Annotated in this window: 20 protein-coding genes; all 20 read right to left on the reverse strand. The window is 73.3% G+C overall.

From position 1 onward, the window contains the following. Window positions 1–163: 163 nt before the first annotated feature. Window positions 164–1090: a pseudouridine synthase gene (locus tag VFJ94_RS08310; RefSeq protein ID WP_325003728.1), complete on the reverse strand. Its 927-nt coding sequence runs from the start codon at window positions 1088–1090 to the stop codon at window positions 164–166. Further along, complete coding sequence (locus tag VFJ94_RS08315; RefSeq protein ID WP_325003729.1) at window positions 1091–2236, reverse strand: winged helix DNA-binding domain-containing protein; 1146 nt, start codon at window positions 2234–2236, stop codon at window positions 1091–1093. A 74-nt stretch (window positions 2237–2310) separates the two neighbouring features. After that, a complete protein-coding gene (gene dnaE, locus VFJ94_RS08320; RefSeq protein WP_325003730.1) occupies window positions 2311–5916 on the reverse strand; it encodes a DNA polymerase III subunit alpha in 3606 nt (1201 codons plus the stop codon). Between the two features lie 162 nt (window positions 5917–6078). Then, window positions 6079–7020, reverse strand: a complete 942-nt coding sequence (locus tag VFJ94_RS08325; protein WP_325003731.1) for an RluA family pseudouridine synthase — start codon at window positions 7018–7020, stop codon at window positions 6079–6081. Beyond that, complete coding sequence (locus tag VFJ94_RS08330; RefSeq protein WP_325003732.1) at window positions 7013–7648, reverse strand: signal peptidase II; 636 nt, start codon at window positions 7646–7648, stop codon at window positions 7013–7015. Before VFJ94_RS08330 ends, VFJ94_RS08325 begins: the two co-directional genes overlap by 8 nt. Further along, entirely contained in the window at window positions 7621–8478 is an 858-nt protein-coding gene (locus VFJ94_RS08335; RefSeq protein WP_325003733.1) for a TraR/DksA family transcriptional regulator, read from the reverse strand. Before VFJ94_RS08335 ends, VFJ94_RS08330 begins: the two co-directional genes overlap by 28 nt. A gap of 112 nt (window positions 8479–8590) precedes the next feature. Then, window positions 8591–9652 (reverse strand): DivIVA domain-containing protein, encoded by a 1062-nt coding sequence (locus VFJ94_RS08340; RefSeq protein WP_325003734.1) that lies wholly within the window; start codon window positions 9650–9652, stop codon window positions 8591–8593. 170 nt (window positions 9653–9822) lie between these two features. Next, the gene (locus tag VFJ94_RS08345) at window positions 9823–10107 is read right to left on the reverse strand and encodes a YggT family protein (RefSeq protein ID WP_325003735.1); all 285 of its coding nucleotides are present in this window, start codon (window positions 10105–10107) and stop codon (window positions 9823–9825) included. A gap of 43 nt (window positions 10108–10150) precedes the next feature. After that, window positions 10151–10639 (reverse strand): cell division protein SepF, encoded by a 489-nt coding sequence (locus VFJ94_RS08350; RefSeq protein ID WP_325003736.1) that lies wholly within the window; start codon window positions 10637–10639, stop codon window positions 10151–10153. A gap of 39 nt (window positions 10640–10678) precedes the next feature. Continuing rightward, window positions 10679–11398, reverse strand: a complete 720-nt coding sequence (locus VFJ94_RS08355; RefSeq protein WP_325003737.1) for a YggS family pyridoxal phosphate-dependent enzyme — start codon at window positions 11396–11398, stop codon at window positions 10679–10681. After that, on the reverse strand, window positions 11395–12153 hold the full coding sequence (gene pgeF / locus VFJ94_RS08360; protein WP_325003738.1) for a peptidoglycan editing factor PgeF: 759 nt from the start codon (window positions 12151–12153) through the stop codon (window positions 11395–11397). Before pgeF ends, VFJ94_RS08355 begins: the two co-directional genes overlap by 4 nt. A gap of 98 nt (window positions 12154–12251) precedes the next feature. Continuing rightward, the gene (gene ftsZ, locus VFJ94_RS08365; protein ID WP_325003739.1) at window positions 12252–13490 is read right to left on the reverse strand and encodes a cell division protein FtsZ; all 1239 of its coding nucleotides are present in this window, start codon (window positions 13488–13490) and stop codon (window positions 12252–12254) included. 438 nt (window positions 13491–13928) lie between these two features. Then, a complete protein-coding gene (locus VFJ94_RS08370) occupies window positions 13929–14714 on the reverse strand; it encodes a cell division protein FtsQ/DivIB (RefSeq protein WP_325003740.1) in 786 nt (261 codons plus the stop codon). Then, window positions 14711–16186, reverse strand: a complete 1476-nt coding sequence (gene murC / locus VFJ94_RS08375) for a UDP-N-acetylmuramate--L-alanine ligase (protein WP_325003741.1) — start codon at window positions 16184–16186, stop codon at window positions 14711–14713. The genes VFJ94_RS08370 and murC overlap by 4 nt, the downstream gene beginning before the upstream one ends. Continuing rightward, entirely contained in the window at window positions 16183–17286 is a 1104-nt protein-coding gene (gene murG / locus VFJ94_RS08380; RefSeq protein WP_325003742.1) for an undecaprenyldiphospho-muramoylpentapeptide beta-N-acetylglucosaminyltransferase, read from the reverse strand. The genes murC and murG overlap by 4 nt, the downstream gene beginning before the upstream one ends. Beyond that, the gene (gene ftsW, locus VFJ94_RS08385) at window positions 17286–18539 is read right to left on the reverse strand and encodes a putative lipid II flippase FtsW (RefSeq protein ID WP_325003743.1); all 1254 of its coding nucleotides are present in this window, start codon (window positions 18537–18539) and stop codon (window positions 17286–17288) included. Before ftsW ends, murG begins: the two co-directional genes overlap by 1 nt. After that, complete coding sequence (gene murD, locus VFJ94_RS08390) at window positions 18536–20026, reverse strand: UDP-N-acetylmuramoyl-L-alanine--D-glutamate ligase (protein ID WP_325003744.1); 1491 nt, start codon at window positions 20024–20026, stop codon at window positions 18536–18538. The genes ftsW and murD overlap by 4 nt, the downstream gene beginning before the upstream one ends. A 13-nt stretch (window positions 20027–20039) precedes the next feature. Continuing rightward, a complete protein-coding gene (mraY, locus tag VFJ94_RS08395) occupies window positions 20040–21122 on the reverse strand; it encodes a phospho-N-acetylmuramoyl-pentapeptide-transferase (RefSeq protein ID WP_325003745.1) in 1083 nt (360 codons plus the stop codon). After that, window positions 21119–22612, reverse strand: a complete 1494-nt coding sequence (locus VFJ94_RS08400; protein ID WP_325003746.1) for a UDP-N-acetylmuramoyl-tripeptide--D-alanyl-D-alanine ligase — start codon at window positions 22610–22612, stop codon at window positions 21119–21121. Before VFJ94_RS08400 ends, mraY begins: the two co-directional genes overlap by 4 nt. Continuing rightward, window positions 22609–24255, reverse strand: a complete 1647-nt coding sequence (locus VFJ94_RS08405) for a UDP-N-acetylmuramoyl-L-alanyl-D-glutamate--2,6-diaminopimelate ligase (RefSeq protein WP_325003747.1) — start codon at window positions 24253–24255, stop codon at window positions 22609–22611. The genes VFJ94_RS08400 and VFJ94_RS08405 overlap by 4 nt, the downstream gene beginning before the upstream one ends. Window positions 24256–24262: the final 7 nt, after the last annotated feature.

The following is a 24262-nucleotide window of genomic DNA, read 5'->3' on the forward strand; positions in this document are numbered from 1 at the left end:
GCTGATCCGCCAGCTGACGATCGGCGGGATCAACTCGCACATCAACTGGCACGCGGCGCTGTCCTGACGACACCAGCTGCCAGTTGATCCGCCAGTTGATCTGCCGGCTGAGCCCCGGGCAGGTCGTCAGGGTGGCCAGGCGGCGAGGGTCCGGGGCCGGTCGTCAGGGTGGCCAGGCGGCGAGGCTCCGGCGACTGACGAACCGGCGCCGGGTGCCGTCGACCGGGTCGTCGAACTCGAGCACCGACGCCAGCAGCTGCAGCGGCTCGGTGAAGTCGTCGTCGGGCACGTCGCGCGCGTGCGGGTAGAGCGAGTCGCCCACGATGGGGATGCCGAGCGCGCTGAGCTGGCAACGCAGCTGGTGGGTGCGACCCGTGCGCGGCACGAGCCGGTAGAGCCCGCGGTCGCCGCGCCGCCCCAGCAGCTCGACGAGCGTCTCCGCGTTGGCCGCGGCGCCGGGCACCTCGCGCGCCTGCAGCTGGCCGTGCTCCTTGACCAGGTGGCTGCGCCGGACGAGCGGGAGCTCGAGGTCCTCGCGCACCGCGGCGACGGCGAGATACTCCTTGTGCGCCCGGCCCTCGGCGAAGACGCGCTGGTAGGCACCGCGCCACCGCTGCTCGGCCGTGAGCAGGAGCACCCCGGCGGTCGGCCGGTCGAGGCGGTGTGCGGGGCTGAGCCGCGGCCGTCCCGTGAGCACGCGCGCCCGCGCCAGGGCGCTCTGCACGACGTGCCGGCCCCGCGGCATCGTCGCGAGGAAGTGCGGCTTGTCCACGACGACGACCCGATCGTCCTCGTGCAGCACGTCGATGCCGAAGGGCACGGGCACCTCCCGAGGCAGGTCCCGGTGTGCCCACACGACCGAGCGCGGCACGAAGGGCGAGTCGGGGGCCACCGGCCGGCCCTCGGCGTCCACGAACTCACCGGCTGCGAGCTTGCGGTCGACCTCCTCGGTGCCGAGGCCCGGTGCGAGCCGCTCGACGAGGTGGTCCCGCAGGCTGACCCACGGCCCGTCCTGCGGCATCCGGAACCGCTGCGCGTCGACGCCGTGCCGCGGCGGCAGCGGGGAGGCGGGGATCGCCCCGCGCGCCACTCAGTCCTCCCGCCCGGCTGGCGCCTGCACCGGGCGCACGTGCACGTCGCGCCCGAGGAACCGGCCGTATGCCGCCGCCGCCCGCTCGACCTCGCGCCACCGTCGCGGCCCCAGACCCCGGAGGAGCTCGGCCTCGACGAGCGTCCGCCCGCCCGCCTCGCGCCGTCGCCACGTGCCGACGACCTCGCCGTCGAGGACCACCGTCGGGCGGAACTGCAGGTTGCGTCCGGGCACCACACGCTCGACGTCGGGGTCGCCGAGCACGACGTCCCTGCTGCGGTAGCCGAGGAGCAGCTCGTCCCACTGGGGCAGCAGGTGCACCCCCACGGAGCCCGAAGCCGGTGGGAGGTCTCCCCCGTGGGCGCCGTCTGCGGCATCCACGTGGCGCAGCCAGCTGCGTCCGCCCACCTCCTCCCGCACGAGCCGGCCGTCGAGCATGGCGAGCGCCTCACGAACGAAGCCCAGCGTGGCCCCGAGCCACGCGGAGACGTCGGTCTCGAGCACGGGTCCGTGACCGCGGACGTAGCGCTCGACGACGGTGACCATGGCCTCCTCCCGCGTGGGCGTGAGCGGCTTCGGCACCCAGGAGTCCACGAGCACGAAGGTCTGCTGCCGGCCCGCGACCGGCCCCTGGCACAGCTGCCCGGTCATGCAGTGGTGGGCCACGACGTGGTAGCCGCGCTGACCGGTGGGGTCGACGCCGTGCTCGCCGAGCAGCCGCATCACATCGGGCCGGCTCCTCGGCTCCCGCAGCTCCTCCTCGAAGACCCCCCGGGCGAGCTCAAGGTCGCGGTCGCTCAGCCCCAGCTGCCGACGCCGAGCGGCGGACGAGGCGATGGCCCGGCCCGCGAGCAGCCGAGCCATCCACCGCGCGTCCTCGGCGGCGACCCAGTGGATGGTGCCGCGCATGGGCCACGTGCGCACGATCTCGCGACGCCGGACCGCCTCCTCGACCTGGGCCAGCGTGAGGCCGGAGCGCACGCCGAGCGACCAGGCGCCGCTGCCGTAGTCCTGGGCCTGCAGCGCCCCGAGCCGCCGCACGACCGCCAGCGCCGCGGCTGGCGACCCGGCCGTCCCGAGAGCCGGCGAGAGCCCGAGGGCGGCCATCCGGGCGCGGCGCAGCCGCCTGCGGTCCCCGGGCCTCATGGCCGACCCGGCCCGGCGGCATACGGCCACCCGCCGCGGCGCTGTCCGGGCGGTCCCGGCGGGAGCGTCATGGGTCAGCCGAGGCAGGCGGGCCCGAGCAGCGCCTTGAGGTCGCCGAAGAGCGCGGAGGAGGCGTTGACGCGCAGGGAGTCGTCGAGCGACATGAGCACGGAACGGCCCGGCTGGGTGAGCTTCACGTGCACCTCGGTCGCGCCCGGGTGCTCGCCGAGCACGCGCTTGAGGCTCTCGGCCACCGCCGGCGTTGCCCGACCGAGCGGCAGGGTGAGCACCACCGGCCCCCGGGGCCCCTCCTTGAGGTCAGGGATCGTCAGCTCCTGAGCGAAGATCGAGATCGAGTCGTCGCGGGAGCTGACCCGGCCCTTGACCGCGCACACGGTGTCCTGGGCCAGCATCGTGGAGTAGGTGAGGTACGCGGACGGGAAGAAGAGGCACTCGACCGCGCCGTCGAGGTCCTCGACGAGGGCGATGGCCCACAGGTCGCCCTTCTTCGTGCGCTTGAGCTGCAGGCTCGTGATGAGTCCCGCCACCGTCACCGTGGTGCCGTCGGGCCGGCCCTCCTCGCCGAGGAGCGAGGCGATCGGGGTGTCGGCGTGCTGGGTCAGGATGTGCTCGATGCCGAAGAGCGGGTGGTCCGAGACGTAGAGCCCGAGCATCTCCCGCTCGAAGGACAGCAGGGTCGACTTGTCCCACTCGCTCGTCGGCACGGGGGGCAGACCGGCGAACGGGTCGATCCCGAGCGCGGGCCCGTCGTCGGGGTCGCCGAAGCCGAAGGACGCGAAGAGGCTGTCCTGGCCGATGGCTTGCTGCTTCTTGACGTCGACGAGCGCGTCGACGTAGCGGTCGTGCACCTCGACGAGCCCCCGACGGGTGTCGCCGAGCGAGTCGAAGGCGCCGCTCTTGATCAGCGACTCGATGGTCCGCTTGTTGCACACGAGCGAGTCGACCTTGTCGAGGAAGTCCTGGAACGACGTGAACGCGCCCTTGCCCTCGCGGGCCTCGATGATCCTCTCGACGACCGGCAGCCCGACGTTGCGGACCGCGGCCAGGCCGAAGCGGATGTCGGTGCCGACGGCGGCGAAGTTGGCGATCGACTCGTTGACGTCGGGCGGCAGGACCTTGATGCCCATCCGTCGGCACTCGCCGAGGTAGACCGCCGACTTGTCCTTGTCGTCGCGCACGCTCGTGAGCAGGGCGGCCATGTACTCGGCCGGGTAGTTGGCCTTGAGGTAGCCCGTCCAGTAGGAGACGAGGCCGTATGCCGCCGTGTGCGCCTTGTTGAACGCGTAGTCGGAGAACGGCACGAGGACGTCCCAGAGGGCCTTGACCGAGGCCTCGTTGAAGCCGGCCGCCTTCATCCCCTCGGAGAAGGGGACGTACTCGGCGTCGAGGACCTCCTTCTTCTTCTTGCCCATGGCCCGGCGCAGCAGGTCGGCGTTGCCGAGGGTGTAGCCGGCGAGCTGCTGGGCGATCTCCATGACCTGCTCCTGGTAGATCACCAGGCCGTAGGTCGTGCGCAGGATCGGCTCGAGCGCCGCGACCATCTCCGGCTGGAGCTGTCCCTTCAGCTTCGGGTCGAGCGGGATCAGCTCCTGCTTGCCGTTCTTGCGCAGGGCGAAGTTGGTGTGCGCGTTGACGCCCATCGGCCCGGGCCGGTAGAGCGCGAGGGCGGCGGAGATGTCCTCGAAGTTGTCCGGCTGCATCAGGCGCAGCAGCGAGCGCATGCCGCCGCCGTCGAGCTGGAAGACCCCGAGGGTGTCGCCGCGGCCGAGCAGCTCGTAGGTCGCCGGGTCCGTCATGTCCCGGGACAGGGCGTCGAGGTCGATCTCCTCGCCGCGGTTGAGCCGGACGTTGTCGATGGCGTCGTCGAGGATGGTGAGGTTGCGCAGCCCGAGGAAGTCCATCTTCACCAGGCCGAGCGCCTCGCAGCTCGGGTAGTCGAACTGGGTGATGATCTGGCCGTCCTGCAGGCGGCGCATGATGGGGATGACGTCCACCAGCGGCTCGCTGCTCATGATGACCCCGGCCGCGTGGACCCCCCACTGGCGTTTCAGGCCCTCGAGCCCGAGGGCCGTGGCGACGACCTCCTGCGCCTGTGGGTCCTCGTCGTGCACCGCGCGGAAGTCGGCCGCCTCGTGGTAGCGCTTGTGGCCGGGGTCGAAGATGCCCGCGAGCGGGATGTCCTTGCCCATGATCGCCGGGGGCATCGCCTTGGTCAGCTTCTCCCCCATCGCGAAGGGGTGACCGAGGACCCGGGCCGCGTCCTTGACGGCCTGCTTGGCCTTGATGGTGCCGTAGGTGACGATCTGGGCGACCCGCTCCTCGCCGTACTTCTCCGTGACGTAGCGGATGACCTCGCCGCGCCGGCGCTCGTCGAAGTCGACGTCGAAGTCGGGCATCGACATGCGCTCGGGGTTGAGGAACCGCTCGAAGATGAGGCCGTGCGGGATGGGGTCCAGGTCGGTGATGCCCAGGGCGTAGGCGCACATGGAGCCCGCCCCCGAGCCACGGCCCGGCCCCACGCGGATCCCGTTTCGCTTGGCCCAGTTGATGAAGTCCGCGACGACGAGGAAGTAGCCGGCATACCCCTTGGAGACGATGACGTCCTCTTCGTATGCCGCCTGGGTGCGGGCGTAGTCCGGCACGCCCTCGGGGAAGCGGCGCCGCAGGCCGGTCTCGACCTCCTTGATGAACCAGGACGTCTCGTCCTCGCCCTCGGGACACGGGAAGCGCGGCATGTAGCGCCCCTCGCCCTCGGTGAAGGAGACGTTGCACCGCTCGGCGATGAGCAGCGTGTTGTCGCACGCCTCGGGCAGCTCGCGCCACACGTGGCGCATCTCCTGGGCGCTCTTGAGGTAGAAGTCGTCGGCGTCGAACTTGAACCGGCCTGGGTCCATGAGGGTCGAGCCGGACTGGACGCAGAGCAGCGCGGCGTGGGCCTTGGCGTCCTCGGCCCTGGTGTAGTGCAGGTCGTTGGTGGCCACGAGCGGCAGCCCGAGGTCGCGGGCGAGGCGCAGCAGGTCCCGCTGCACGCGCCGCTCGATGTCGAGCCCGTGGTCCATGAGCTCGCAGTAGACGTTGTCGGCGCCGAAGAGGTCCCGCAGCTCACCGGCGACCTCACGGGCCTCGGCGTACTGCCCGAAGCGCAGCCGGGTCTGGATCTCGCTCGACGGGCAGCCCGTCGTGACGATGAGCCCCTTGCCGTAGGTGGCGAGCAGGTCGCGGTCGATGCGCGGCCACTTCGTGTAGACCTGGTCGAGCGAGGCGACCGAGCTCATGCGGAAGAGGTTGTGCATGCCCTCGTTGTCGCGGGCGAGCATCGTCATGTGGGTGTAGGCGCCGCCGCCCGAGACGTCGTCCCGTCCGCCGTCGCCCCAGCTGACCTTGGTGCGGTCGGTGCGGGAGGTGCCGGGGGTGAGGTAGGCCTCGACGCCGATGATCGGCTTGACACCCGTGCCCTGGGCCTTCTTCCAGAACTCGTAGGCGCCGAAGACGTAGCCGTGGTCGGTCGTCGCGAGGGCCGGCATCCCCATCCGTGCGGCCTCGGTGAACAGGTCACCGATCCGGGCCGCCCCGTCGAGCATGGAGTACTCCGTGTGCACGTGCAGGTGCACGAAGCTGGGGTCGCTGCTGGTCGGCGGGGGCGCGGCTGCGGTGGACATCGTGGACGAGTCTACGGCCGCCCGGGGACACTGACCGGCGTCGCCCGGGCCGCCACGCGGGTGGCCGATCTGAGCAGACGTCAGCGACATGTCCCGGCGGTGGCGGCATACCACGTCCGTCGGCACATGGTGGGGACGGGAGCACCACTCCCGGACCCCGGCTCACAACGTGGCGACGACGTCCAGCGCGTGCTGCAGGTCGGGCGGGTAGGGACTCTCGAAGTGCACGTACTCGCCGGTGCGCGGGTGCTCGAAGCCGAGGCCCACCGCGTGCAGCCACTGCCGGTCCAGCCCCAGCCGCGCTGCGAGCCGCGGGTCCGCGCCGTAGAGCGGGTCACCGACGCACGGGTGGTGCAGGGCGGCGAAGTGCACGCGGATCTGGTGCGTCCGGCCCGTCTCCAGGTGGATGTCGAGCAGGCTCGCGTGCCGGTAGGCCTCGATGACCTCGTAGTGGGTGACCGACGGCTTGCCGCTCTTCATCACCGCGAACTTGTAGTCGTGCGCCGGGTGCCGGCCGATGGGCGCATCGACGGTCCCGACCACCGGGTCCGGCAGCCCTTGGACGAGGGCGTGGTAGGTCTTGTCGACGCTGCGGCTGCGGAAGGCGTGCTTGAGGCGCGAGTAGGCCGACTCACTCTTCGCGACGACCATGAGCCCGGAGGTGCCGACGTCGAGGCGGCTGACGATGCCTTGGCGCTCGGCGGCTCCCGACGTCGCGATCCGGTAGCCGGCCGCCGCGAGGCCGCTGACGACGTCCGGTCCTTTCCAGCCGACGCTGGGGTGCGCTGCGACGCCGATGGGTTTGTCCACGACGACGATGTCCTCGTCGTCGTGCACGATAGTCATGCCGGGCACGGGCTCGGCGACGACCTGCGCGCGGGTCGACTCGGTGTCTGCGGGGGCTGCGGGCAGCTTGACCTCGAGCATCGACCCCGCACTCAGCCGCTGCGACTTGGCGACCGCGGAGCCGTCGACGACGACGTGGCCGTCGGCGGCGAGGTCGGCGGCCCGGGTCCGCGAGAGACCGAAGAGCCGGGCGATCGCGGCATCGACGCGTTCGCCGTCGAGCCCGTCGGGCACGAGGACGGTCCGCACGTCAGGCACCTCGCCCCTCCCCCGCGTCGCTGGGCGTCGCCCGGTGCTCGCGACGCCCGTCGACCCCGATCCCGATGAGTGCGAGCGCGACGATGAGCCCGGCGGCGCCGACGATCCAGATGTCGGCCACGTTGCCGATGAACACGCGGTAGTCGATGAAGTCGACGACCCGGCCCTGCCCGCGACCCGGGGGCCGGAGGAACCGGTCGGTGAGGTTGCCGAGGGCGCTGCCCAGCAGGAGCCCGAGCGCTACCGCCCACGCGCGGGAGCCCAGGGCCCGGCTGACGACGATGATGGCCACGAGCACGCCCAGCGCGATGACGGTCATGAGCCACGTGCTGCCTGCGCCGAGGGACAGGGCCGCGCCGGGGTTGCCGATGAGCCGGAAGCGGATGACGTCGCCGAGAAGGGGCCGGGGTATGCCGTCGGCGAGCACGGACGACGCGATGGCCTTGCTCCCCTGGTCGCTCGCGTAGGCGAGCACCGCGACGGCGGCGAGCAGGCCGAAGAGGCGACGGCGCCGCCTCGGGTCCGGCGCCCCGGCGTGGCCGGACGCCGCGGGGTCGCCGGCGGTGACGTGGGATGGGCGAGGCGGTGCGGGGCTGCCGCTCAGTGGCGTTCCTGGTTCTTCTTGCATGGCATGCACAGGGTCGCACGCGGATAGGCCTGCAGTCGAAGTTTGCCGATCGGCCGGCCGCAGTTCTCGCAGACGCCGTACGTGCCTGCCACCAGCTGCTCGAGAGCCCGCTCGACCTGGCGCAGCATGTCGCGCGCGTTGTTGGCGAGGGCGATCTCGTGCTCACGCTCGAAGGTCTTGGCCCCTGCGTCGGCCTGGTCGTCCCCCGCGCCGTCGCCGGGACCGCGGAGCAGGTCCTCCAGCTCGGCCTCCGCCTCGTCGATCTCGTGGACGTGGACCTCACGCTCGGCCAGCAGGTCCGCCTGCACCTGCTTCAGCTCCTCCGGCGTCCACGGGCTCTCGTCGTCCGCGACCGCGAGCTGCTCCGCGAGGCGGCGCACCTCCTCGGTGGTCTTGCGGGGCCGTGCGGTCCGCCCCGTCGTACCCGCCGCACCGGTACGCCCCGCCGTGGCAGACGCGGCCGTCTTGCGCGGTGCCCTGCCCGGCGCCGCCGCCGGTGGCTTTGCGGGTGCGGCTGATGTCTTCGTCTTCCCCGAGCCCGTCTTGGTCGCACCCGTCGTCTTCTTCGCCGGAGCCGTCACGGTCACCGCCTTCTTCCTTGCCGAGCCGGATGCGGTCGCCGTCTTTGCCGCCGCCTTGTCTGCCGCCGCCTTCTTGGCCGCCGCCGTCTTCTGCGGCGCCGCCCTGGTGGCCGTCGTCTTCTTCGCCGCGGTCCTCGCCGGGGACGCCGTCGCTGTCGTCGCCGGGGGTGTCGTGACCGAGCCGGTCACGACGCGGCCGGCTCGCCCGCCGCCGGCAGCGATGACCGCCGGCCTGCTCTTGGACCCCATCTCGGCCCCCCGTCTCCCACGTCGGCGTGGGCAAGTGCGGCCGAGAATAGGCCGGAAGGCCACGGTGCACAAACACTTCAGGCAACGATTTGGCCACGGGGTCGCGGCCGCCTCAGCCGTGCTGCGGGCCGTCCTGGTCGCGGGGCTCCTCCTGCGGCTGCGGGGCCACGTCCGACGTTGTCCCGTGCGGGCTCTGCCGGCCGCTCGCGTCGAGTTCGGCCAGCTGGCCCTCGAGGTAGGACTTCAGGGTGGCGCGGTAGTTGCGCTCGAAGGCGCGCAGCTCCTCGATCTTGCGGTCGAGCAGGCTCTTTTGCTGACCGAGGTCCTCGAGCACGGCCGCCTTGCGCTGCTCGGCCTCGGTGACCATGCCGGTCGCCCGCTCGCGGGCCTCGGTGAGGATCTCGTCGCGCTTCGCGGTGGCCTCGGACAGCATGGCGTCGCGTTCAGCGGCGGCCCGCGCCGCGAGCTGGTCCGCGGCGCTCGTCGACTCCTCGTGACGCTGCCTTCCGGCCTCGAGCAGCTCGTCGTGCCGGCGCTGGCCGGCCGATACCAGCTCGTCATGCCGGGCCTGGGCCTCGGCGATGAGCTCGTCACGCCGGGCCTCGCCGTTGCGGACGTGCTCGTCATGCAGCCGCTGGGCGAGCGCAATGACCGCCGCCGCGTCGCCCCCCCGGCCGGCGGCCCCACCATCCGCCACGGCAGCCGCGCTCGCCGCAGCCGAGCCCTCGTCGGTGCCGCGTTCGGGGGCTGCCGTCGCTGCCGCCTCCACGTCGGCCGCGCGCGCCTCGGCCTCCGCCGCCCGCGCCTCGGCCTCCGCCGCCCGCACCTCGGCCTCTCGCGCGGCTGCCTCCGCCTGCGCCAGCCGCGCCTCGGCCTCGGCCACCTGGGTGTTGAGCCCCTCGAGCCGCGCCTGCGCCGACGCCGCCACCGTGCCCGCCTCCTCGGCCGCCGCGGCGTCCGCGGTGTCGTCGACACCGGCACGCATCGCCGGCTGGTTCCGGCTGGCCCGGCAGTCGTTGAGCTGCTTGAGGTAGTCGTCACGCTGCCCGATGAGCGAGCGCATCTCGGCGACGACCTCGTCGAGGAAGTCGTCGACGTCCCGCTCCTCGTAGCCGCGACGGAACTGCGTGGTCTGGAAGTGCTTGTTCAGCACCTGCTCCGGCGTGAGCGCCATGGGTCACCTCGATGCAAGGAGTGGGGAGATGCAGGACGGAGAACCGGGACCGAGGAGGTGCGGGCCCGGCATACGGGCAAACCTATCGAAGAGCCGCCCCGGGCAGCAGGGGGCGCCAGGTCAGACGAGCAGCGCCGGGATCAGCCCGAGGAGGGGTGCTCCGAGCAGTCTCAGAAGAAGCTCGGCACGTTGAGGGCGAAGGACGTGAGCAGCATCAGGACGAGGAACGACAGGTCGAGCCGCATGCCCCCGATCCGCGGCGACGGCACGATCTTGCGCAGGGCCTTCAGCGGTGGGTCGGTCACGGTGAAGATCGCCTCGGCGAGCACTAGGACGGGGCCGCGCGGGTGCCACGACCGGGCCAGCACCTGGACCCAGTCGATGACGAACCGGCCGATGAGGGCGAGGAAGAAGGCGAAGACCACGACCCCGTAGACCGTCCAGAAGGCATCCATGGCTACAGTCTCGCCGATCCTCGGGCGCCCCCGAAATCGGGGATCAGCTCTGGTTGAAGAAGCCTCGGGCGGAGCTGGGGGGGCCCTGCGTCTCCTCCGCGGCGATCTCGACGTGGGCCGGCGAGAGGAGGAAGACCTTGGAGGTCACACGCTCGATGGTGCCGTGGAGCCCGAAGACGAGCCCGGCCGCGAAGTCGACGAGGCGCTTGGCGTCGGCGTCGTCCATGTCGCTGAGGTTCATGATGACCGGCACCTGGTCGCGGAACCACTCGCCGATGTTCTTCGCCTCGTTGTAGGTGCGGGGGTGGATCGTCGTGATCCGGTTGAGCCGGCCGACCTCGACGTCGCTCACGACGGCTGCGACCGGCCGCTTGGCCGACAGCGGCGTCACGGCAGCGGTGTGCTCGCCCTCGTCGAGGTGGGCGGCGTGCGACCCGTGGTCGTCGTAGTCGTAGTCGTCATAGCGATCGTGACGCGGGTCCTCCTCGGTCAGCCCGAGGTAGACCATCGTCTTGCGCAGCGCCCCAGCCATGCCAACTCCCAACCATTGCAAATGCGGTCGGACTCGACGTTACCGAAGGGTGGGTCGCGAGCCGAGGATTGCGGTGCCGACACGCAGGTGTGTCGCGCCGTGCCGGATCGCGGCCTCGAGGTCGCCGCTCATCCCCGCCGAGATCCAGCCGGCCTCGGGGTGGTGGTCGCGTATGCCGCCCGCGACCTCCTCGAGGCGGGCGAAGCTCGCGTCGGGATCCATTCCACGCGGCGCGACGGCCATGACCCCGCAGAGCCTGAGCAGGTCGCGGCTCGCCACGTCGGCGGCAAGGTCGTCGACGTGCTGCGGCAGCACGCCGCCGCGACCCGTCGTCCCGTCGAGGCTCACCTGGAGCAGCACCCCCAGCCGGCGCCCCGCCGCGTGCGCGCCGCGATCGAGCGCCTCGACGAGCCGGGCCCGGTCGACCGAGTGCACGACGTCGGCATACGCGGCAACGTGCCGGGCCTTGTTGGTCTGCAGCTGACCCACGAAGTGGAGGGTGACGTCGTCGCGCGCGCCGGCGGCGCCCAGCTGGTCGCGGACCTGGCGGAACTTCGGCCCGGCCTCTTGGTCCCTGTTCTCACCGAAGTCGCGCACCCCGAGCCCGTGCAGCTCGAGGACGTCGTCGGCCGGGAAGAACTTCGTCACGACCACGAGCGTGACCTCCGACACCGGACGCCCGGCGGCCTGGCAGGCGTCGGCGATGCGCGCCCGCACGCGGGCCAGGCCGTCGGCCAGCTCGTCCCGCCGGGCGGTCACCCGAGCCCCTGAGGTCGTCGGCGCAGGACGATGACGCCGGCGAACCGCCCGGTGGTCCCGTCGCGGCGGTAGGAGTACAGGTCGTCGTGCTCGCGCGTGCATCCCGGGATCCTTTGCACCGCAACGCCTTCGGCCGCGAGCTGTTCGATCGCGCCGGCGGCCACGTCGACAGCGGGCGTGCCGGACCACGAGCGAGCGGCGCTGGCGGGACTGACCGCCGCGGCCGCCTCGGCCAGCTCGGCAGGGACCTCGTAGCAGCGGGCGCACACGGATGGCCCGACGACAGCATGCACGTCGTGGGCGCCGAGGCCCCGCATACGGCGCACGGCCTCGGTCGCGATCCCCGCCATCATTCCCGGGCGGCCGGCGTGGACGGCGGCGACGACGCCGGCTCGCGCGTCGTGCAGCAGGAGGGGGACGCAGTCGGCCACGAGGACGCCGAGCGCGAGGCCGGGCACCGCCGTGACGGCCCCGTCGCCCTGGGGAGGCTCGGTCTCCCACGGGCCGCTGGCCTGCACGACGGTCCTGCCGTGCACCTGGTCGAGGAAGAGCAAGCGCCGCCGGGGCACCCCGAGCGCGGCGGCCAGCCGCCGCCGGTTGGCCTCGACGACGCCGGGGTCGTCACCGACGTGTCCGCCGAGGTTGAGGCCGGCATACGGCCCCCGCCCGCGCGCCGCGCCGCGGCTCGTGAAGGCCAGCTCCACGGCAGCCCCGCCCGGCCCGGCGGCGGGGACGGTGGCACGCCAGTAGAACACGGCCCCAAACCTACCGGGGGACGCCGAAGGCGCCGCCCGCCGGGGGCGACGCCTTCGGTGACGCGTGGGGTGATGCTGGCTTGCTGAGCGTCAGCGGGTCACTTGAGGAAGTCCGGCACGTCGAGGTCGTCGCCCTCCTCGAAGGTCACCTGCCGGGGCGGCTGTCCGTTGCCTGCCTGGACCGGCGCGACGTGCTGGGTCGGCAGCTGCTGGGCCGGCGCCGCCTGGTGCGCCGGGGCGGCCTGCGGCTGCGCAGCCGGCGCCTCGGCTGGAGCCGGCGCGGTCTGCGGCTGGGGGGCCGGCTGCTGCTGGACCGCGCGCGGCTGTGCCGTGGCCGCCGCCGGCTGCCGCTGGGCCGCGCCGCGCTCGTCGTCGCGCCGCGAGGGCCCGCCGCCGTCGAACCCCGCGGCGATGACCGTGACCCGCACCTCGTCGCCGAGGGCGTCGTCGATGACCGCGCCGAAGATGATGTTGGCCTCCGGGTGGGCAGCCTCCTGGACGAGGCGCGCCGCCTCGTTGATCTCGAAGAGGCCGAGGTCCGAGCCGCCCTGGACGGACAGCAGCACACCGTGGGCGCCGTCGATGGACGCCTCCAGAAGCGGCGAGCTGATCGCCAGCTCGGCGGCCTGGACCGCCCGGTCCTCGCCGCGCGCCGACCCGATGCCCATCAGGGCCGAGCCGGCTCCCTGCATGACCGACTTGACGTCGGCGAAGTCGAGGTTGATCAGGCCCGGCGTCGTGATGAGGTCGGTGATGCCCTGGACGCCGGAGAGAAGCACCTGGTCGGCCGAGCGGAAGGCGTCCATCATCGACACGTTGCGGTCGCTGATGGACAGCAGCCGGTCGTTGGGAATGACGATGAGGGTGTCGACCTCCTCCCGGAGGCTGCCGATGCCGGACTCGGCCTGGTTGGCCCGGCGGCGGCCCTCGAAGGTGAAGGGACGCGTCACGACACCGATCGTCAGGGCGCCGAGGCCCCGGGCGATGCGGGCCACGACCGGCGCGCCGCCCGTGCCGGTGCCGCCGCCCTCGCCGGCCGTGACGAACACCATGTCGGCGCCCTGGAGCACCTCCTCGATCTCCTCGGCGTGGTCCTCGGCCGCCTTGCGCCCGACCTCGGGGTCGGCGCCCGCGCCGAGCCCGCGGGTCAGCTCGCGGCCCACGTCGAGCTTGACGTCGGCGTCGCTCATGAGCAGAGCCTGCGCGTCGGTGTTGATGGCGATGAACTCGACGCCCTTGAGGCCCACGTCGATCATGCGGTTGATGGCGTTGACGCCCCCACCGCCAATGCCGACGACCTTGATGACGGCCAGGTAGTTCTGCGGTGCTGCTGCCACGAGCGTGGGCCTTCCTTGGTAACCAGAGTGCGACGAGAGATCTTCGAGCGGGCGGCTCGCTGCCATGAGGAGGTCTCGCAACCTTCAACATCAACGTAAAGGTTACAGTTTGATCACGAGCCGTGACCTGACCGTATGCGGTCGAGAGGCACCGAGCAACCTCGCTCCCGGCGTGTCGCGAGACCCACCTCCGGCGGCGCGTCCCTCCACTCATCACAGGTCCCACCTGACCCAGCAGGCGCCCCGAACCCAGGAGGTCGCGGCGAGCGGAAGAGGCCACTCGACGGGGGGGCCCGAGCGGAAGTGGCCACTCGACGGGGGGCCCGAGCGGAAGTGGCCACTCGACGGGTGGAAGTGGCCACTCGACGGGTGGGGCCCGAGCAGAAGTGGCCACTCGACGGGTCGGGCTGCCCCGGGCCCGAGCGCAAGGCCACCCGGTCAGCGGGTCACGGGGGAGGAGGGCACGCTCACGTCGATGGTCGTGCCGGGCTGCCCCGCGAGGATCGCCACGAGCCGCGACTTCACCCGCTCGTTGCCCAGGTCGCCCCACACGACGGTGCGTGGGCCATCCTTGAGGTTCAAGGTGAAGGTTACTTGGTCGGCCGCGTTGACCGTCATGCCCGCCACACTCCGGCGCGTGCCGGGCTCGAGCGCCCGCAAGGCACCCAAGGCCGCCTTGAGGCCCGAGGGCGTCACGGTCGAGGAGGTGGCGCTCACGACGGGCAGCCCGGCCGGCACGCTGGGCACCGTCTTGAAGGCGTAGCCGCCGGCGTCCACGACCTCGACCTGCCCCGCGGCGTTGCGCATCGCGAGCACGGCCTCGCGGGCCGTCGCTCCCACGACGATGGTGTGCGGCAGGCTTCGCCGCACGGTGATGTCCGTAAGGGCCCGGTTGGCATCGAGACGGGCGGCGACCGCCTCCGTGTCCACCCGGAGCACCGGCTGCCCCAGCGGCACAGCCGCCACACGCTGGACCTCGGCCGCGGTCGCCCCGGCGACGCCCTCCACCCGCACCGTCGTCACGGTCAGCAGCGAGCTGAACCAGCCGACCCACACGACCAGACCGGCCAGTGCCAGCGCGCCGAGCAGCGCAGCGACGACGAGCCAGGGGCGGCGCCGAGCGGCGGCGGCCCGCCGCTCGAACCGTTCCCGTGCCGAGCGCAGGCCCCTGCCGGCCAGGGCCGCGGAGCCAGAGCGTCCGCGCCGGGCCCGGTGCAGCCTCATTCGGTGACCTCCGCGAGCAGCCGCAGGATCTCCGGGCCGATCATCGTCACGTCACCGGCGCCGACGGTCAGCACGAGGTCCCCCGGGCGCACGAGCCCCGCGACGACCCCGGCCACGTCGGACCACGACGGGACGTAACGCACGTCTGCTCCCGGCCGGGCCACGCGGACGGCGTCCGCGACGAGCCGGCCGGAGACCCCGGGCACGGGGTCCTCGCGGGCGGCATACACGTCCATGACAACCACGACGTCAGCAGGGGCGAGGCCGGCACCGAGCCCCGCGGCGAAGTCACGGGTCCGGCTGTAGAGGTGCGGCTGGAAGACGACGACGAGCCGGCTCGGCGCGGACACCATGCGCCGGGCGGTCTCGACGACCGCGGTCACCTTGCCGACGTTGTGGGCGTAGTCGTCGACGACGTCGACGCCTGCCGCCGTGCCCTTCGGCTCGAAGCGGCGCCGGGTCCCCGTGAAGGACGCGAGGCCCTCGAGCACCGCCGAGGGCTCCTGACCCAGGCCGTGGACCGCGGCGGCGTAGGCGGCCGCGGCGTTGAGGGCGTTGTGCCGCCCGGGCACGCCGAGGACCATGTGCCGCTCGACGCCCGCGTCGACGAGGCGGACGCTGGACGTGAGCCCGTCGGGCATGTGCCCGACCAGCACGACGTCCGCGCCGTCGCCGAAGCCGTAGGTGAGCACCCGGGTCCCGGCGGTTCGGGCGCGGTCGGCCAAGGCGGCAGAGCCGGGGTCGTCAGCGCACGCGACGAGCAGCCCCCCCGTCCGCACCGTGCCCACGAAGCGGTCGTAGGCGGCCTCCACGACGGCGAAGTGACCGTAGAAGTCGAGGTGGTCGGGCTGCACGTTGGTCACGATCGCGACCTCCGGAGCGTAGACGACGAACGAGCCGTCGCTCTCGTCGGCCTCGACGACGAAGACGTCGTCGGCGCCGGCATGGGCGTTGGTCCCGTGCTTCGCGAGCTCGCCGCCCACGGCGAAGGAGGGGTCGAGCCCGGCGCCCTGCAGCGCGACGACGAGCAGGGACGTCGTCGTGGTCTTGCCGTTCGCCCCGGCGACCGCGACGGGGCGCCGGCCGTGCAGCAGGGAGGCGAGTCCCTGGGCGCGGTGCAGGACGGGCACCCCCCGCTCGCGGGCCGCGACGAGCTCGACGTTGTCGTCGCGGATCGACGACGACATGACGAGCGCGTCCGCACCCGCCTGGTGGGCCGCGTCGAACCCCACCCACACGGTGGCGCCCTCGCTGGCCAGCGCCTTGAGCACGGGCACGTCCTTGGCGTCGCTGCCCGACACGGTCATCCCCCGGCCGAGCATGATCCGGGCGACGCCGGACATGCCGGCTCCGCCGATGGCGAGGAAGTGGACGTGGCCGAGCTCCTCGGCGCGCGGCACGGGCGCCCGGAAGTCGAACCGGGCCCCAGCGAAGGGGTCCTGCACGGACGGTTCGGATGGCGAGGCGGTCATGCCCGGCTCCGCCACGCTTCGTCGACGAGGTCGGCGAGGCGCTCGTCGGCGTCGGGCTCTGCCACGGACCGTGCCGCGCTGCCCATCCGCGCCACCCGGTCGGCGTCGGTGGCGAGCGGGATGAGCTCGCGCCCCACCCACGCAGGCGTGAGGCTCGAGTCCTCGACGAGCAGGCCGCCTCCGGCGGCGACGACGGCGGCGGCGTTGAGCCGCTGCTCGCCGTTGCCGACGGGCAGCGGGACGTAGACCGCCGGCAGGCCGACGACGGTGAGCTCGCACACGGTGCTCGCGCCGGACCGGGCCACGACGAGGTCCGCGGCGCTGTACGCGAGCTCCATGCGCTCGACGTACGGCACGACGACGTAGCGGGCTCCCGCCGCGGGCACGTCGGGCGTGAACTCCTTGTCGAGGCCGGTGACGTGCAGCACCTGCACGCCGGCCCGGCTCAGCTCGCCGGCCCTGGCCGCGAAGGCCTCGTTGAGCCGCCTCGCCCCGAGCGACCCGCCCGTCACGAGCACGGTGGGGCGTCCGGCCTCGAGCCCGAAGTGCCGCAGCGCCTCGGGCCGCAACGCCTCCCGGTCGAGGGTCGTGATCTGCCGCCGGAGCGGCATACCGACGTGGCGGGCGTGCGGCAGGGAGGTCTCGCGGAAGGTCGTGGCGACCCACGGCGTCCAGCGCGCGCCGAGCCGGTTGGCCAGGCCCGGGGTGGCGTTCTGCTCGTGGATGACGATGGGCAGCCGGCGCCTCCGCGCGGCGAGGTATGCCGGTGTGCTGACGTAGCCGCCGAAGCCGACGACGACCTCGGCCCCGGTCGCGTCGATGGCCTGTCCGGCGGCGACGACGGCTGCGCGAAGGCGCAGCGGCAGCCGCGCGAGGTCGGCGCTCGGGCGGCGCGGCAGCGGCACCTTGGGCACGAACCGCAGGTCGAGGCCGGCGGCCGGCACGAGACGCGCCTCGAGGCCCGCCTTGGTGCCGAGGGCCGTCACCCGCAGCGCCGGGTGCCGTCGCCGGAGCGCGTCGGCGGTGGCAAGCAGCGGCGACACGTGGCCGGCGCTCCCGCCGCCCGCGAGCAGGACCGAGGCGGGCGAGGTCACGCGCATCACCGACCTCTGCGCAGGAGGGAACGGGAGGGCAGGATCGCGAGGGAGGCCCTGATCCGGCTGGGGCGCGCGTCGAGCAGCTGTCGGCACCCCGGCTCGTTGCGGGCGAAGGAGAGCAGCATCCCGAGGGCGAGCATCGTCGTCACGAGCGACGACCCACCGGCCGAGACGAGGGGCAGCGGCACGCCGACCACGGGGAAGAGGCCGATGACGGCGCCGATGTTGATGATCGCCTGCCCGAGCAGCCACGCGAGGATGCCCGCCGTCGCGATCCGCACGAAGCGGTCCTGGGTGCGCACGACGAGGCGGTAGCAGGCCCAGGCGAGCAGGGCGAAGAGGAAGAGGATCACCATCGTCCCAGGTAGGCCGAGCTCCTCGCCGATGACGGCGAAGATGAAGTCGTTGTGGGCCTCGGCGAGCCAGGCCCACTTCTCCTTGGAGGCACCGAGCCCGACGCCCCACCACCCACCGTCGGCGAGGGCGTAGAGGCCGTGGACCGACTGGCCGCACTCGCCGTTGGGGTCCGACCGGCACTCGACCGACAGGAAGTTGGTGATGCGGGCCATCCGGTTGGAGCTCTGCACGACGAGCAGGGCCACGACCGCCGCGCCGAAGAGGCCGGCGCCGGCGAAGAAGCGGCCCGGCACACCGGCCACGGCGAGGACCGCCGCGACGATGAGGAGCATGACCATCGCCGTGCCGAGGTCCTTGCCGAGGAGGACGAGGACCACGACGGTGGAGGCGATCGGCAGCAGGTAGGGCACGACGGCGTGGCCGAGCCGGCTCACGAGCCGGCCCTTGTTGGCGAAGATGACCGCGCCGACGAGGACGAGGGCGACCTTGGCCAGCTCCGCGGGCTGGACGCTGATAGGGCCGACGTCGAGCCAGTTGCGGTTGCCGCCGACCTCGTAGCCGAGCGGCGTGAAGACGAGCAGCTGGAGCAGGACCGATCCGCCGAGGAGTGGCACGGCGAGGCGCTTCCACCACCGGATCGTCAGGCGCGCCGCGAACCGGGCCACGACGGCTCCGACGACGGCGAAGAGCAGCTGACGCAGGAACACCGAGTAGGAGGGGTCGCCACCGAGGAGGGAGGTGACGCTCGAGGCGGAGAACACCATGACGAGGCCGAAGACGACGAGCGTCGTCATCGTGCCGAGGATGAGGTAGTACGTCGTGACCGGCGACTCGAGCTTGCCGATGACCGGCAGGGCCCGGGGCGCGGTGCGGTCCCGGTCGGCGGTGGCGGAGCTCAACGGCCTCCTCCGCCCGCCTGCAGGTGCCGGCGGACCGCCTCCTCGAAGGCGTCGCCGCGGGCCCCGTAGCCCTCGAACATGTCCATCGAGGCCGCCGCCGGCGCGAGGAGCACGACGTCGCCCGGCTTGGCCAGGCGGGCGGCGGAGGCGACGACCGAGTCCATGACCCCAGTGTCGGTCTGCGGCACGTCGACGACCGGGACATCCGGGGCGTGTCGGGCGAGTGCGTCGGCGATCTGCGCCCGGTCCTGCCCGAGGAGGACGACCCCGCGCAGCCGCGAGGCCATCTCCTCGACGAGGGGCTCGACGTCGGCCCCCTTGAGCAGGCCTCCGGCGATCCACACGACGCTGTCGAAGGAGCGCAGGGCCGCCGCCGCGGCGTGCGGGTTGGTCGCCTTGGAGTCGTTGACCCACCGCACCCCCCCGCCCTGGCCGACGTCGGCGATGCGGTGCCGCTCGGGCCGGAACGCCCGCAGCCCGTCACGGACCGACAGCGGGCCGACGCCGTAGGCGCGGGCGAGCGCGGCGGCGGCCAGTGCGTTGGCCAGGTAGTGCGGGGCCACGGACGGCGCGTCGCCGCGGAGGTCCTCGAGGGTGCACAGCTCGGCGGCCGAGTGTTGCCGCTGCTCGACGAAGGCCCGGTCGGCGAGCACGTCGTCGACGACGCCGACCATCGACGGCGCGGGGATGCCGGTGGTGAAGCCGACGGCGCGGCATCCCTCGACGACGTCGGCGTCGAGGAGCAGCTGCTCGGTCTGCCCGTCCGCGACGTTGTAGATGGCCGCGATGTGAGTGCCGTCGTAGATGCGGCCCTTGGCCCGGAGGTACTCGGCATACGAGCCGTGCCAGTCGAGATGGTCGGGCGCCACGTTGAGGACCGCGGACGCCACGGCGGAGACCGACCGCTGCCAGTGCAGCTGGAAGCTGGACAGCTCGACGGCCAGCACGTCATAGGGCTGCGGGTGCAGGACGGCCTCGAGGATCGGCGTGCCGATGTTGCCGGCGCTGGTCGCCCGCAGGCCCGCCGCGCGGAGGATGGACGCGAGCATGCCCACCGTCGTCGTCTTGCCGTTGGTCCCGGTGACCGTCAGCCACGGCGCGGCGCCCTCGAGGGGACGCATCCGCCACGCCAGCTCGACCTCTCCCCAGACCGGGATCCCGGCGACGGCGGCCGCGATGAGCAGGGGGTCGTGCGGTGGGACGCCGGGGGACGTGACGACGAGCTGGGTCGCCGGAGGCGGGGCGTGGACGTGCTTCGGGCCGAGCCGGACGTCGACGCCGAGGATGCCGAGGACCTCCGCCCGCTCGGAGATCGCCCCGGTGACGTCGCGGGAGACGACCGTCACGTGGGCGCCGCGCTCCGCGAGCGCGTCGGCCGCGGCGAATCCGGACACCCCCAGGCCGACGACGAGGACGCGCAGCCCGGACCAGTCCGCGTCGCGGTGGGTCAGCCCGTCGCGCGGCTCGTAGGCCGGGTCGAAGATCATCCTGCTCCCCTCATCATTGCGTCCCCACCACCCACTCGGCGTAGAAGACGCCGAGGCCGAGCGCGACGAAGAGCCCGGCGATGATCCAGAAGCGGATGACGATCGTCACCTCGGCCCAGCCGACGAGCTCGAAGTGGTGCTGCAGCGGCGCCATCCGGAACACCCGCTTGCCGGTGGTCTTGAACGAGATGACCTGGATGATCACCGACATGACGATGATGATGAACATGCCGCCGAGGATGACGAGGAGCAGCTCGGTGCGGGTCGTGATGGCGAGCCCGGCGAGCGCACCCCCCAGCGCCAGCGACCCCGTGTCGCCCATGAAGATCTTGGCGGGCGAGGCGTTCCACCACAGGAACCCGAAGCACGCGCCCATCCCGGCTGCGGCCACGAGGGCGAGGTCGTGGGAGTCGCGCACCTCGTAGCACTTGATCCCCGGGTTGGTCTGGCAGTTCTGGTTGAACGTCCACAGGCTGATGAGGACGTAGGCGCCGAACACCATCGTCGACACACCGGTCGCGAGGCCGTCGAGCCCGTCGGTGAGGTTCACGCCGTTGGAGGCCCCGGCGATCATGAGGTTGGCCCAGACGACGAAGAGGGCGATCCCGATCGTGGTGCCGGCGAAGGCAAGGTTGATGTTGGAGTCGCGCACGACGGACACGAAGGGCGAGGCCGGGGTGCGGTACTGCTCGTTGGGGAACTGCAGCGCGAGCACGGCGAAGACCACCCCGACGAGCCCCTGCCCGGCGAGCTTCTGCTTCGAGCGCAGGCCGAGGCTGCGCTGCTTGGAGATCTTGATGTAGTCGTCGAGGAAGCCGACGACGCCGAGCCCGGACATGAGGAAGAGCACGAGCACCCCGCTCGCCGTGAGCGGCGTGAGCGTCACGAGGTGGGCGAGGGCGTATGCCGCCAGCGTCGACCCGAGGATGACGGCGCCGCCCATCGTCGGCGTGCCGCGCTTGGTGTGGTGCGACGTGGGGCCGTCGTCACGGATGAACTGGCCGTAGCCGCGCCGGACGAGGAACCGGATGAAGAGGGGGGTCCCGAGGAGCGAGAAGAGGAGCGAGAAGGCCGCCGCGGCGAGGACGCCCTTCACGACGTCACCGTCGGCGCGCCCGCCGGGCCGGGCGCATCCGCCGGGCCGGGCGTGCCCGCCGGGCCCGGGGCATCCGCTGCGGCGAGCCGCTCCCCGAGGAAGCGCAGCCCGCTGTCGCGGCTGGACTTCAGCAGCACGACGTCACCGTCCCGCAGCTCCCGGGCGAGCAGCTCGTAGGCCGCGTCGGCGTCCGGTGCCCACCGCCCTGCGCCGACGGCCCGGGCCCCCTCGCCGACGGCCACGACGTGGTCGATGCCGAGCGAGGCGGCATACCGCCCCACGGCCGCGTGCTCGGCGGCGCTGTCGGAGCCGAGCTCGAGCATCTCCCCCACCACGGCCCACCGGCGCCCGGCCGCCCGCATCGCCGCCAGCGCGTCGAGGGCCGCGCGCATCGAGTCCGGGTTGGCGTTGTACGCGTCGTTGACCACGACGACACCGTCGGGCCGCTGCGTGACCTCCATGCGCCAGCGGCTGGCCGGCCGCGCGCCCTCGAGCCCGGCGACGACCTCCTCGAGGGTCAGCCCCACGTCGAGGGCCGCCGCCGTGACGGCGAGCGCGTTGCCGACGTGGTGCGCGCCGGTGAGCCCCAGCGACACCCGGGCCCGGCCCTGCGGCGTCGTCAGGGTGAAGGTGGGTCGACCCAGCTCGTCGAGCTCGACGGCGTCGGAGCGCACCTGCGCCTCCGGCGCCGAGCCGACGAGGACGACGCGCGAGGCGACCCGGTGACGCATGGCGGCGACGGCGGGGTCGTCGGCATTGAGGACCGCGAGGCCCTCGGGGGGCAGCGCCAACGGCAGCTCGGCCTTGGCCAGGGCGATGTTCTCGCGGGAGCCGAACTCGCCGACGTGGGCGGAGCCGACGTTGAGGACGATGCCGACCGTCGGCGGCGCGATGCCCGTGAGGTAGGTGATGTGGCCGCGGCCGCGGGCGCCCATCTCGACGACGAGGTAGCGGGTGCTCGGCGTGACGCGGCAGACGGTGAGCGGCACGCCGATCTCGCCGTTGAGCGAGTTGACCGGCGCCACCGTCTCCCCCGCGGTGGCGAGGACGGCGGCGAGCAGGTCCTTGGTCGAGGTCTTGCCGGAGGAGCCGGTGACGCCGATGACCGGCAGCTCGCCGGCCCGGTCGAGCACGCCGCGGGCGAGCCGGCCGAAGGCCACCTCGACGTCGTCGACGACGACGCACGGCAGCCCGGCGACGGGGCGCGACGTGAGCGCGGCGACGGCGCCCCGGTCCGCGGCGGCCGGGACGAAGTCGTGCCCGTCCGCGGCCGCGCCGACCCGGGCGACGTAGAGGCTCCCGGGACCGCACTCGCGCGAGTCGGTCGTCACGAGGCCGTCGACGACGATGTCCTCGGCGGCCCCGCCGACGCCGGCGGCCCCGACCTCAGGGCCGGTCCCGACGACGCTGGCGGCGTGGTCCGCTGGCGGCGCGTCGGTGAGGCGCCCCCCGGTCAGCGCGGCCACCTCGGAGAGGCGGAGCGGGATCACGCGCGGGCCCCGATCCCGCCGGCCGCCTCGAGGGCGGCCCGGACGGCGTCACGGTCGTCGAACGGGTGCGTCACGCCGGAGATCTCCTGGCCCTTCTCGTGTCCCTTGCCGAGCACGACGACAGTATCGACTCTCGGGGGGTCGCCGTTGCCGCGGCCCTCGGCGTCGGTCAGCACCGCCAGCGCGACGGCCTCGGCGATGGCAGCGGCCCGGGGACCGCCGTCGAGGACCACGGTGGCGGTGGCGGCCCCGGACTCGACGAGCGCGCGGGCGCCGGAGAGCACGGCGCCGCGGATCTGCTGCGGGTCCTCGGACCGCGGGTTGTCGTCGGTGACGACGACGACGTCGGCGTGCCGAGCGGCCGCGGCCCCCATGGCGGGCCGCTTGGCACGGTCGCGGTCGCCCCCGGCGCCGAGGACGGCGATGAGCCGCCCGGTCGTCGAGGGGCGCAGCGCGGCGAGCGCCGCGTCGACGGCATCCGGCGTGTGCGCGAAGTCGACGATGCAGCGCGGCTGCCCCGGACCGCCCGGGGCGACGACCTCCATGCGGCCGGGCACGACCGGTGGGGCGGCGAGGGCAGCCTCGGCCGACCGGGCGTCCATCCCGGTGGCGAGGAGCGCGAGCGCGGCCAGGGCGGTGTTGGCCACGTTGAACGTGCCGGGCAGGTGCGAGACGAGCCGGAGGCTGCGGGAGCCCCCGGTCTCGCGCAGCGTGAAGGCCCGGTCGTCACCCGGCTCGACGCTCCAGTGCCGGCCGGCGGGCCCGGTGGTCGGCCGAACCGGCGTCACCACGGGCGGTGGCGCCGGCGTCGTCGCGAGGGTCGTGAGGGCCACGTCTCCGGCGGCCGCCACCTCCTGCGCGAGGCGAGCCCCCCACGGGTCGTCGACGCACACGACGGCGGCGCGGCACCGTTCGGGGGTGAACAGCTGTGCCTTGGCGCGGAAGTAGTCCTCCATCGACGGGTGGAAGTCGAGGTGGTCCTGCGAGAGGTTGGTGAAGAGGGCCACGTCGTAGACGACGCCGTCGACGCGGTGCAGGTCGAGCGCGTGGCTGGAGACCTCCATGACGCAGGCGTCCACGCCGCGCTGCTTCATCACGGCGAGGATCGCGTGGAGGTCGGTCGCCTCGGGCGTCGTGCGCACCGACTCGATGCGCTCGGCGCCGATGCGCGTCTCCACGGTGCCGATGAGCCCGGTGCGCCGGCCGAGGGCGCGCAGGGCGGAGTCGATGAGGTATGCCGTCGTCGTCTTGCCGTTGGTCCCGGTGATGCCGACCATGGTGAGGGCCGCCGCCGCGTTGCCGTAGACGTGGGCGGCCAGCGAGCCGAGGACCTCGCGGGGCCGCTCCACCGTGAGGACGGGGACGTCGACGGCGGTCCCCGGCTCCTCGCGGAGGAGCGCCTCGCCCGCCGGGTCGGTCAGCACGGCGACGGCGCCCAGCCGGACGGCGTCCGCGGCGAAGCGGGCCCCGTGGACGTGGAAGCCGGGCAGGGCGGCATACAGGTCACCGGCGCGCACGGCGCGGCTGTCCAGCGTCACGCCGCTGACCCGGACCGGCCCCGCGCCGCCCGAGGCCCCGACCCGCGCGGCCAGGTCGGAGAGGGGGACGCCCGCGGTCGCGGGCCGGGGAAGGGGGCGGGACACGACAGCC

The organism is Intrasporangium sp. (assembly GCF_035688975.1).
Lineage (GTDB): Bacteria > Actinomycetota > Actinomycetes > Actinomycetales > Dermatophilaceae > CALMNV01.